The organism is uncultured Paraglaciecola sp., assembly GCF_913058035.1.
Taxonomy (GTDB): Bacteria; Pseudomonadota; Gammaproteobacteria; order Enterobacterales; family Alteromonadaceae; genus Paraglaciecola.
Window position 1 is genome coordinate 1 of record NZ_CAJXPA010000144.1, and the last position, 11,465, is coordinate 11,465.

The 11,465-nt window shown below is 38.5% G+C and carries 7 protein-coding genes and 1 pseudogene; 4 read left to right on the forward strand and 4 right to left on the reverse strand.

Annotation, left to right across the window (positions count from 1 at the left end):
* The first annotated feature begins 119 nt into the window (after window positions 1-119).
* Complete coding sequence (locus QZ562_RS16010) at window positions 120-755, forward strand: alpha/beta hydrolase (protein WP_293762235.1); 636 nt, start codon at window positions 120-122, stop codon at window positions 753-755.
* 78 nt (window positions 756-833) lie between these two features.
* On the opposite strand, the gene QZ562_RS16015 is transcribed toward QZ562_RS16010, so the two are convergent.
* A complete protein-coding gene (locus tag QZ562_RS16015) occupies window positions 834-1,541 on the reverse strand; it encodes a transposase (protein WP_293762238.1) in 708 nt (235 codons plus the stop codon).
* 328 nt (window positions 1,542-1,869) lie between these two features.
* Between QZ562_RS16015 and QZ562_RS16020 the strand changes: the two genes are divergently transcribed.
* From QZ562_RS16020 to QZ562_RS21325, 3 genes and pseudogenes are all read left to right on the forward strand, one after another.
* A complete protein-coding gene (locus QZ562_RS16020) occupies window positions 1,870-2,838 on the forward strand; it encodes an IS110 family transposase (RefSeq protein ID WP_293762250.1) in 969 nt (322 codons plus the stop codon).
* 450 nt (window positions 2,839-3,288) lie between these two features.
* Window positions 3,289-5,022 (forward strand): GNAT family N-acyltransferase, encoded by a 1,734-nt coding sequence (locus QZ562_RS16025; protein WP_293762241.1) that lies wholly within the window; start codon window positions 3,289-3,291, stop codon window positions 5,020-5,022.
* A gap of 317 nt (window positions 5,023-5,339) precedes the next feature.
* Window positions 5,340-5,459: pseudogene (locus QZ562_RS21325) on the forward strand (D-2-hydroxyacid dehydrogenase); the annotation flags it as partial.
* A 197-nt stretch (window positions 5,460-5,656) separates the two neighbouring features.
* Here QZ562_RS21325 and QZ562_RS16030 read toward each other — a convergent pair.
* The 3 genes from QZ562_RS16030 to QZ562_RS16040 all read right to left on the reverse strand — a co-directional run bounded on the left by QZ562_RS16030 (window position 5,657) and on the right by QZ562_RS16040 (window position 11,372).
* Window positions 5,657-7,645 (reverse strand): hypothetical protein, encoded by a 1,989-nt coding sequence (locus QZ562_RS16030; protein ID WP_293762244.1) that lies wholly within the window; start codon window positions 7,643-7,645, stop codon window positions 5,657-5,659.
* 1,364 nt (window positions 7,646-9,009) lie between these two features.
* Entirely contained in the window at window positions 9,010-9,447 is a 438-nt protein-coding gene (locus QZ562_RS16035) for a hypothetical protein (protein ID WP_293762247.1), read from the reverse strand.
* 215 nt (window positions 9,448-9,662) lie between these two features.
* Window positions 9,663-11,372: a sodium:solute symporter family protein gene (locus QZ562_RS16040; protein ID WP_293762252.1), complete on the reverse strand. Its 1,710-nt coding sequence runs from the start codon at window positions 11,370-11,372 to the stop codon at window positions 9,663-9,665.
* Window positions 11,373-11,465 lie beyond the last annotated feature (93 nt).

Sequence of the window (11,465 nt, forward strand, 5' to 3'; positions counted from 1 at the left end):
AAATAAAGGAATAACGTGAGTGTAGATGACTAAATCGTAAAATCAACGTCTCTGACCCCATTGATTGCACACACGTTGCCACTGGCAGTTTTTTCGACCGAGCAACGATAGCAAATGATATGTCAGTACTGATTGATAAGTTAAATGACTCAGCGCCGGTTTTACTGGTTGGTCAAGATTGGGGCGCAGCCATCAGTTATGGGATTTTGGGGGCTTTTTCAGAAAAAGTCACTCGGGCCATGATCCTAGCCGTGCCACATACTTTGGAAATAAATCGGACTCTTAAACGTTCACCCAAACACTGTTTTAGATCTTTTCACTGGTTTTTGTTTCAATTACCATGGCTGCCCGAGCTAATTATTCGTGGCTCAAGAGGTCGTTTTTTGAGTTTCCTGTGGAAGTTATGGTCGCCAAAATTTTCCGACCAAAAACATGTCGATCATATTATCAAAACTTTGCTTTGGGGAAATGGTGTAGAAGATACTCTGGCTTACTACCGTGCTGCGGTCCAGGCTAAGTTTCGAGATCCCAGATTGTCGGGCTTGTTCGAACGTTTGAACGATACTATTACTGTACCAACTAAAGTATTGTGCGGAAAAAAAGACATGCGTAAAGAAATGCTGCCTAGAGCAGCCGATTGTTTCGCCGAATCTGCTGATTACCAGTGGGAATTAGTTGAAGATGCGGGACATTTTTTACATCGTGAAAAACCGGAAGTCATCAATCAGGCGATTCTACATTGGTTTAAGCAGTAAACCTGCTGTGACTGATTAAAAGTTGAGGCTCTATAATCAGGTAATCTCAACCAATAGGGTCAGAGACGTCGATTTACACTATACTATGCCCCTAAAACTCTTGGACTTTCTATCCCCACCCCTGGCTAGTGGTATTGCTCGTCTTCCCGTTTGCTGCTCAATCTGTTGTTTGAATCGATTGTCACCTAACACCCATGCTTTATTTGTCGCATCCCTTATTTCCTGTAACGTGAGTTCAGGTATGTGGTGTTTAAACAGGTATTTATAAGCCTGTTTGCGTGCCTCCTTGCTAGTGCCAAGTGATAGATAACAGTGATGAGGCGACAGTAGTTCTACATCTTTATTCAGTGCATTGCCATGGTAACTTGACCAAGGGTATTCCGCTGGGTGCTCCACCATATTAGCTCTAACCGGATTAAGTTCGATATAACGACTCACTAACAAAAAATAATTATCACTATCGACTAAGGTAGATTTATATCGCCCTTCCCATAAAGTGCCTGTACGTTGATATTTTTTATTAACGTACATCACATAATACCGCCCCAGAGACTGCATGAGCTGACTCACGCCTTTGTCTGTTTCAGGTGACATGAGTAGATGCACATGGTTGGTCATCAATACGAATGCGTGGACATTTACTTGATATTTTTTTGCGTAGTCTTTGAGTTTATCGAGATAAATCGCGTAATCTTGCTCAGCAAAAAAACTGACTTGGCGGTTATTGCCTCGCTGAACAACATGCTGAGGTATACCCGCCAAATTTAGTCGAGGTAATCTCGCCATCTCCCCTGCCCCCTAAAATAAAGGAATAACGTGAGTGTAGATGACTAAATCGTAAAATCAACGTCTCTTGTATCTTAAACCCGTGCAAAACATAAGCTATGTTTTACACTATCCAAGGTGATTGGATAGAGGGGTAGAGACACTGCAATTGCTCTTAGTGCTTACCATTCTGTGGGTCAGATTAGTGCCTACCCCTCACCATTAACGTCTTAAAATGCGAACAGTATCTTGTGCACAGTCTGAAGCTGTAGCACGTATAGCGACAAGAATGCAGTTGACGTTAACTTATCCAATCAAAATCAGTGTATCTCAACGTAAGGATTTCTCCATGATATTTGTGGGTATTGATATTTCTAAATTAACTTTTGATGTGGCCGTGTTAATTGATGGTAAGTATCTGAGTCGTCAATTTGAGAACAAGCAGTCTGGTTTTTTAAAACTTTCACAATGGATAAAATCATTTAAAAACCCTGCCTATTTCTGTTCAGAAGCAACGGGGATTTATGGTTTGGCATTAGCTAAGCATTTATATCAAACCAACCAAAAGGTCATTGTTGCCAATCCACTCCAAACCCATGCGTTTGCTAAGATGGAAATGGCGAGAAATAAGACAGATAAAGCCGATGCGATGAGCATTGCTCGTTATTGTCAGTACTTATTTAATAGAGGAGAGATTGACAAGAGCCTTTTCATACCAAGGTCTGCGGCATTTGAACGGGTACAGTTTCTTGTTACACGCCTAGATCAGTTAAGTAAGATGAAAAGCCAGGAGAACAATCGTTCGGGTGTCAGTTTAGATAAGGCAGCTGCACGCTCCATTCAGTCGGTGCTGACTTTTATTGATAAACAAATAGTGGTCATTAAAAAAGAAATAACCATGATTATTAAGCAGGATGAGCAGCTAACAGTTCAGCTTAAGTTACTCGTTAGTATTAATGGTATTGGGGATAAAACAGCGTGGGCATTGCTAGCGTACATAGGTGATATTTCTTTATTTGAAAACTCAAAACAGATAAGTAGTTATGCGGGGCTCAATCCAAGTGTTGACCAATCTGGAACCAGTCTAAATCGTTCCAGTTTATCAAAAACAGGGAGTGCTCGATTACGTAAATCATTGTATATGCCAGCCATGGTTGCCGTCAGATATAACCCATTAATGCTCGCTTTTTATAATAAACTTTTAACCAAAGGTAAGCCTAAAAAAGTAGCTTTAATCGCGGTGATGCGAAAATTACTGGTACTGGCTTATGGTGTATTAAAATCAAGAAAGCCGTTTGATGTTAATTATCAGCATTAATCAGATTGGGGCTTGATCCTCAAGACAGTATCTGACCCCTTCTATTTTACCCTTCGTCCCTTTTAGGCCAGACTTGGTCTGTTAAAGAACGTTGGTTCAATGTGACGGCACCGGTTTGTGTGGACCGTTTGTAGTAGCCTGATTTTTAGTGATATGGGTGGCAAGTGTGTAATACACAAAACCATTGTCTAATGGGCTCATAAAGCAACAAATCATCTGCTGACACTCAATCCTCATACCCGTTAAATAGCCTTATGAACATCATCGTGTATATAGCCCATAGACTGTAAATATAAGGGTAAATTTAAATCTTAAATGTATATATTTATTTGGTTTATCCATTATTTGATAACACTAAGCGTTGTCATCAAATCGCTACTCTAGTGGCACTAAACTGTAACAATTGTTGATTATCATTATCCCAGAAAATACTGAGGTGTAGAGTTATTTATGTTTACTGTGTCTGATATCCTTGAAAAACACTATCCCAAAATTGTCGATAAACCCTTATTATCCAAAACTCTTAGCTGCGTACTCAGGCATCTATTACACGAACGGGAGATGCAAGAATTTGCTCAGGAATACCCCCATTACCAAGGCTTAGATTTTGCTGAACAAGTACTGCAGTACTTTAATATTAGCTATTCTGCAAGGGATGTAGAAAAGGAGCGTCTGCCCAACCAAGGAAAATTGGTGATTATTGCTAACCATCCAATCGGCTCACTCGACGCCTTAGTTTTAATTAAATTAGTCAGCGAAGTCAGGCAAGACATTAAAGTCATTGGCAACGACATGTTAATGGCCCTCAAGCCTATGCTTACTATCCTATTGCCCGTTAACAACATACATGGAGGCACTGCAAAACAGCACATTCAAAATATCCAAACACATCTCCAAAATGAAGGTGTGGTGATCGTTTTTCCAGCGGGTGAAGTTTCACGTCTACGACCTCAGGGCATTAGAGACACACGCTGGCAAAGTGGATTTTTACGTATAGCCAAACAAGCCAAGTCACCTATTTTACCAGTATTTATAGATGCTAAAAACTCAACATTGTTTTATGGTTTGTCTATGATTTACAAACCTTTAGCCAGTATGTTGCTGGTCAAAGAAATGTTTAATCATAAACGCCAACACATACCCATGCGCATAGGTGAACTCATACCTTTTGAGTCTTACAGCAATAATAAAATTACCCGTATTGAACATGTGGCATTATTTAAAAAACACTTATATAAAATAGGTCTCGGTAAAGCTGGGATATTTAAGACTCAAACAGCTATTGCGCCAGCGGAAAATCGTGCTGAATTACAGCATGCCCTCAAAAATAAATGTGAAGATTTAGGTGAAACCACCGATGGCAAGGTGATGTACCTATATCAACACCAAACTAGCTCTCCCATTCTCAGGGAGATTGGCCGCCTTCGAGAGATAGCCTTTAGAGCGGTGGGTGAAGGCACAAATAAACGTCGTGATATCGACCGCTATGACGCTTTTTATTACCATCTGATTTTATGGGACAAAGAAGACTTAGAGATTGCGGGGGCTTATCGTTTTGGTGATGCAAAAACAATTATCGAAAATGATTCGGTCAAAGGCCTTTATTCAGCTAGCTTATTTGATTACGGGCCAGCAATGGCTCCTTACTTTGCACAAGGTTTAGAACTGGGTAGAAGTTTTGTTCAGCCCAAGTATTGGGGCAAACGCAGCCTAGATTATTTATGGTTTGGTATAGGGGCTTTTTTACAGCGTCATCCGGGATTTCGCTACCTATTTGGCCCAGTTAGCTTAAGTGACCATTACCCAAAAGCAGCTAAAGATTTATTGATCCAGTTTTACACCTTATATTTTGGCTGCACTGACGGTATTGCCAGTTCTAAATTACCTTATCTACTGCCCAAGGATTATCCACATAGTTTTAGTGGGGACAATTACAAAACAGATTTCAACCAACTCAAACATCAGTTGGCAAATATGGGTATGGTTGTGCCAACACTTTACAAACAATACACTGAAACTTACCAAGCAGGAGGCGTACACTTTATCGGTTTTAATATCGACCCAGACTTTAATCACTGCGTAGACGGATTAGTATTAGCAGACCTAAACACCTTAAAACCGAAAAAACGTGCCAGATATATGCCGAGTAAAACATTAAACGAAACGCCATTAGTAATAACCTGACTCGATTTGAGGCGAGGATGTGCTATTAAGCACTAGAAGTGTGGATTATTTGGATCATGTACTTGAGCTGACAAAATTTACTTATGAAATTGTTTTTTTTATGGTGTAAATAGTAGCTATATGTGGAAGTATTTCTAGGTCAATAAACTTTCAGTTTGGGTCTTTTTTTGCAGCCTAAAAAGCATCAGGTTGAGTCTATAGCATGTTTTCTAGCACATCAGCAGAACAAATCGTTACACGTTGCCGAAGTCGTCATAACCAATACAGTGGTACTGAGCGCGGCAATCCTAAAACAATTAACTTAACTTAAGTTAGCGTGTATTGCCAATACTGGGACTAATAATATTGCTCTTAACGCAGCCTTACAATTAGGCATGGCAGTCAATAATGTCAGTGGCTACGCCAGCGTCGCTGTATGCCAATATGTGTTCGGCTAAATCCTTATATATTTTAATCAAATAAGTCATCACAATCACAACACTAGCCAAGGTTTATTGCAAAAAAGTGCTACGTTTTGTCGTCATGTAAATGGCTTTAGCGAAGTAAGTAAAAAGACTTAAGGCATCATGTAAACTTATTTTATGAACAAATACGTTTTGTTTTACCTATGCCCAGTATTCACTGATTTGAAACGTTATTTGAGTAATTTTATTTTAGCTAAGCGAAACTCTTCACCACTTAAATATCCTTGCTGATGTAAATTGACTAACTTATCAAGCGCATCAACCAACTCAGTTTGTGATTTTTCTTGGTTTTCGGATTGCGAGACCTTGCTTTTATGATTTGCTGGCTCTTGAATTGAACCTTCAATTTTGTCATGTTTTATTTGTTGGGTTTTGCTGTATTGTTTAGGCGACACCTTCATATTAGGATGAAAGTATTTAACGATAGGAATTATGCGAGTTTCTGTATCTTTGAGGTTAATGCATTTAGAAATACCCCAGCACAAGTCAAATAGTATATCTATGACCTCATGATACTTTGTAGCTGTTATTCTGCTGCTGCCTCTCCTCAGATATAGACTCACTCTGAAACTATTACCTTTGACGGATAAGACTAGTTCAATATGCCGAGAGTTCTCATCTTCCAATTTGGCATAGTATTCGTTGGAAAAGATGGCACGCATATCTGCTTCGATTTGATTGTTCAGGGCATTGTTTGGCTGTTCAGATATTGTGTTAATAATATTGTTATTCAGCAATATCTCGCAACGGATAATGTCGCACAGGGCGAGCGTTTTGTAGCTCTTATTCTGATTTGCTTTGAATAGCTTGATGGTTTGTGTAGTTGGTTCATATTCGAATCGTAGATTGTCTTTATTTATTAAGAGGTCGGTCTTATCCTGTTGTCTTTTTTTACGATACACAAAAAGCAAAAGTAACAATAATCCCGTCAATAAGCTTATGTGCAAAACATAACGGTTAGATTCATCCGTCATCGTGTTTGACTCCATTGAACTCAATTCAATTGCTTTGGAGATAGTCAACGATAGTGAATACATCTTACTTTCATTGTTATCAAAAAGTATTATCTCGCCTTTATTATCTTGATAAATGTTCAAATCAGAAATCGCTGATAAAGGGTATTTACTGATGATCTCTTCGAATATTGGTATTTCATCATTTAGTGGTGTTAGTGCAAGAGAGCTCAAATGCCATTTATTATTTAGCCGTTTGAAAGAAACCATCTTATCTCTGAGATTGATTAAGTCGCGTCCCTGATAAAGCAGCATTGCTGACATGTCATTGGGTTGCTGCCGAAGAATGGTAGACTTTGGCTGTGTGAGTAAATTATCACCAAGTATTGCTTTGCTCAAACGGTATTGTTCATCGTTATTATGTTGGATGAATATTGACGCATGATCATTTTTAGCCCAAAAAAAACGTTCAATATTTTGGATGCCCATTACCACTATTTCATTACTGATTTGGGAGTCTTTGATGAAAGGGTTAGTATCAAGAACAGTGTAGTTAAGTGCTCCAAAAACATGGGGGTCGATGCGTAATATTACGCCAGAATAAAGAGGCTCATCATTAAGCTCATTTATGTGATTTAAAGAAAAATATAGTTGCCCATAATCAATGTTCCAAGACTTTTGATATGGATCAAAACTAAGATTTCGTATACCGCTACTCTCCTCATTTATGGGAATACGTAACACTTCTCTCTTAGTTTTAGGCTCTATTTTTTGTTTGTCAAAATCATATTGCCAGGCTGTGATCACAGTTTCAAAACCAAAAGAAATATTAGTATCATCCAGCGTTAATCGATTAATGTTCGTTTTTGGATCAAACTGTGTGGTGTGCGCCGTAAATATAGTGGCGTATCCTGAATGTTCAGGTCTTGTGAAGCTTGGGTGCAAAGTCATTGCGGTAAGGGAAATAAAAGCTTGGCTATCAGAAGTTAATGCTAAATTTAAAATTGTTTCTTGGTTGTTTATAGAACTTTGGTTCGTTAAATAAACACGCCCATTATCTTTCCCAACAAAAAACTCACCGTTATTTGCCGGACTAGCTAAGGGCTCCAGCCAGAGTGCATCAGTATCGACATCGTCTAACTCACTCAGATCAACTATCAGTTGCAATTGATATTGTTCTGCAAAAGTTATTTTAGGTAAAAACAAGATGCAAATCACTATTAAGTAAAAGACAAAATGCAAAGATTTTCTATGAAATTTTATGATAGCTTGATAATCCATTTAATGCTTTGAAATCCATTATGATTTTTTTAGCAAATTCATATTCACTTTCCACATTATATTAGCTTGTGTCTTAGCCGCTTATAATTGAAAAGGATTTCAGCTATTCAGCTGTACTGGTTACGATTTATCTAATAAAAATATTGTATCAGGTATTGATCAACAGCAATAACGGTGAATAGTTTTTATATTCCTCAACCCAGCCCATAAGTTGCCAATCTTATTCTTTTTAAGAGTTCAGTAATAACTTTAATAATATATCGTTAACAAAAAAATTATCTGACTATTTGGGGTATTTAGATAAACGGTACGAAGAAGAATCCTAGTAATTCAGCGTCTAAGTATACACATTCAGGTCATTTGAACAGTGACCCTGTGGATGCTAAATATAGATTGAACTTCAGTATATAAGGGTAAACGTAAGAGGGTTATGAGTATCTTGTGCCTATTCAAACAACGTGATTCATTTTTAATTGTTTGGTTTATTTTAAGTCGGTTACAACAACGTTTTAGATTCGCCACTTTAAAATTTAAAATTCCGGCTAATATCAGATGCATGACATAAAATAAACGATTGTCTCAAAGTATCCTTTATTTAACATTAGCTTTTGCAATCCTGATTTTAACGAGTTTTTTGTATTGTAGTTATCCCAAGTCTCGATGCAAAGTATTACGTTTATTGTGGCTTCCAACTATCTGGACCGGGGTGTGGTTGTTTGCCCGTCAGGTTAAACATATGCGCCAGTGAGGTGACTCATGGTTTGTTTTCTTTTTGTGTGTCACCAGTACTTTTCACCACAATAGAAGTTCAATCGTTAGTATGATGATTGTTTTTTACTCTACGGTGGCATGACAATGACGGTCTCTCCTAGTGAAAAAAGTATCTCTTTTGAGTATCATTATTTTGTAATATTAGCCGGTTTGATTGCAGCCTTAATATGGCGAAAAACTGATCCTAAACCCGTTTTGAAACACTATAAGTGCGTGTAAGGTGCGCCTAATGACATCGATATTGGAGAAAAGTGGCAGGTTGAAGACCAAACAGAATTAGAAGACAATTCGCGATTACATTAAAAGCAAAATGCAGCTAAATTCTTTCACGATCACGTAACGGTTCACTTTATTATTAAGAGTTCGATATGGAGTATGAATAAGAATAAAAAGGGTCAGAATCAATTTAAGTCAGTTACGCTTTGGATAAATTGGTGACAGCCCTTAGATTGTGGATTTTAAACGAAAAGATAGGATATAACCTCATTCAACCAGGTCATCGCTGTGGTCACACCATGCTATTTTGTTAATGTGTAGAACTCTGAGATATAACTTCCACCTTTGATATTCGCTATAAGTCGAAGTTTGTAACGTTCCCCTGAATTACCGATGAGTTCTCTCAAATCTGTTTTGGTATGCCAATAATAGGGGCTTTGTACCATGCCTAAAGGATATGCAGTTGAGTTGTTATATTTATCAACTAGAAATATTGTTGCGCTATCTAGGGGAAAAGTTGAGTTGACGGTTGTTAAGTTGTTTTTATGAAACACATTCACTTCAAAGTCGCCAGCTTTTAAAACACACAGTTGATTAATAACATCACAATTTTCAATCGGTACTAACTTTATCACCTTCTCCTTTTTAGCCTGGTCTTCTTCATAATAATCGGCAGCAATAAATCCAATTATGGCTAAAAATGGTGCCACTATAAATGCTGTTCTTGTGTGTTTATTCATTATTCATTCTTTTTTAGGGTTTTACTTTTTTAATCATTACATATCGAAAAATGGCGTTGACACTTAATGATTAAAATTTACGTTAACTGATTTTTTCACAACAGTTTAAAAATAAAGATTAAATAGCAACTTTTCAATCTTTATTCTTATTATTCAATGGGTCATGCTTATCAAATAATGTTGGTAATACGTTTTATTTTAGAGACGGTTTATGCCTAGTGATCGCTGACTGCAGAAGTGCCACCAGGTCTACGCATGTTTTCAACTAAATCTTGAATATGCTTAGGCGCGGGCCCTGTCAACTGTAGCACTATAAAAGCGACACCAAAATTTACTAATGCACCGACTACACCAAAGGCATTAGGAGAAATTCCAAAGAACCAGTTTGGCCCCATATCTCCTAAGAATGATGTACCTGGAATAAACATGATACCTTTGTGTTGAAACACATAAAGCATGGTGACTCCGATACCAAAACACATCCCTGCAATGGCCGCTGTGCCACTCATTTTCTTAGAGAAAATCCCCATCATTAGTGCAGGAAACATTGATGACGCAGCCAAACCAAAGGCTAACGCCACCGTACCGGCAGCAAATCCAGGCGGATTAAGACCGAGGTAACCCGAGACTAAAATAGCAAGTGTCATAACAATACGTCCCGTTAGTAACTCATTTTTTTCAGACAAATTTGGTGTTAATACACCTTTCATTAAATCATGGGAAATTGAAGATGATATTGCAAGTAGTAAACCTGCTGCTGTTGACAGTGCCGCCGCCAGACCACCGGCAGCCACTAATGCAATTACCCAGTTAGGTAAGTTAGCGATAGCCGGGTTGGCTAATACCATAATATCATTGTCAACTCTCACCATTTCATTGGTTGCTTTGTCAGCTGAATATTGAATTTTACCATCACCATTTTTGTCTTCAAATTCTAATAAGCCAGTTTTTTCCCAGTCTTTAAACCATTGAGGACGCTCAGAATATTCTAAATTTTGACCAGCAGTGGGTTCGATTGTACTCATCAAATTAAGACGAGCCATTGCACCAACTGCGGGGGCAACGGTATATAATAACGAGATAAAAACCAATGCATACCCAGCTGAAGAACGGGCAGCTTTTGCAGAAGGAACCGTAAAGAAGCGCATGATAACGTGTGGTAAACCAGCCGTACCTATCATGAGTGACATAGTGTATGCGAACATATCCAATGAGCCATTCATGTTATTTGTGGTGTATTCTTTAAATCCTAATTCAGTCACCACTAAGTCCAACTTATCAAGTAAGAACACACCACTACCGTCTGCCAATGTAGAGCCTAATCCAAGTTGAGGTATGGGATTGCCAGTTAATTGCAGAGAGATGAAAACGGCAGGAATGGTGTAAGCAAATATCATGACAACATACTGAGCTATTTGCGTATAGGTGATCCCCTTCATTCCACCTAGTACTGCGTAGAACCAAACAACAGCCATACCGATAGCCAAGCCTAAACCGTAGTCCACTTCTAAGAAGCGCGAAAATGCCACACCCACGCCTTTCATTTGACCGATGATATACGTTAATGATGCGATGATTAAACAAATGACCGCTACAATGCGAGCTGTTTTAGAGTAATAACGATCAGCAATAAATTCAGGAACAGTGAACTTACCGTGTTTACGCATATAAGGTGCTAGCAACATGGCTAGTAATACATAACCACCTGTCCAACCCATTAAAAATACAGAACCGCCATATCCTAAAAAGGCAATTAAACCAGCCATTGAGATGAATGACGCTGCACTCATCCAATCAGCTCCAATTGCCATGCCGTTTTGGATAGGTGTTATGCCACCGCCTGCCACATAAAAGTCACTAGTTGATGCAGCACGAGCCCACCATGCTATGGCAAAATATATGGCAAAAGTGCCAAAGACTGCAATGTAGGTACCGGTCTCCTATACACAGCTGACGCTGACGACAAAGAGGATATTGCAACTGTCAGATGCTGCGACAACGATACAAAAAAGACGCAG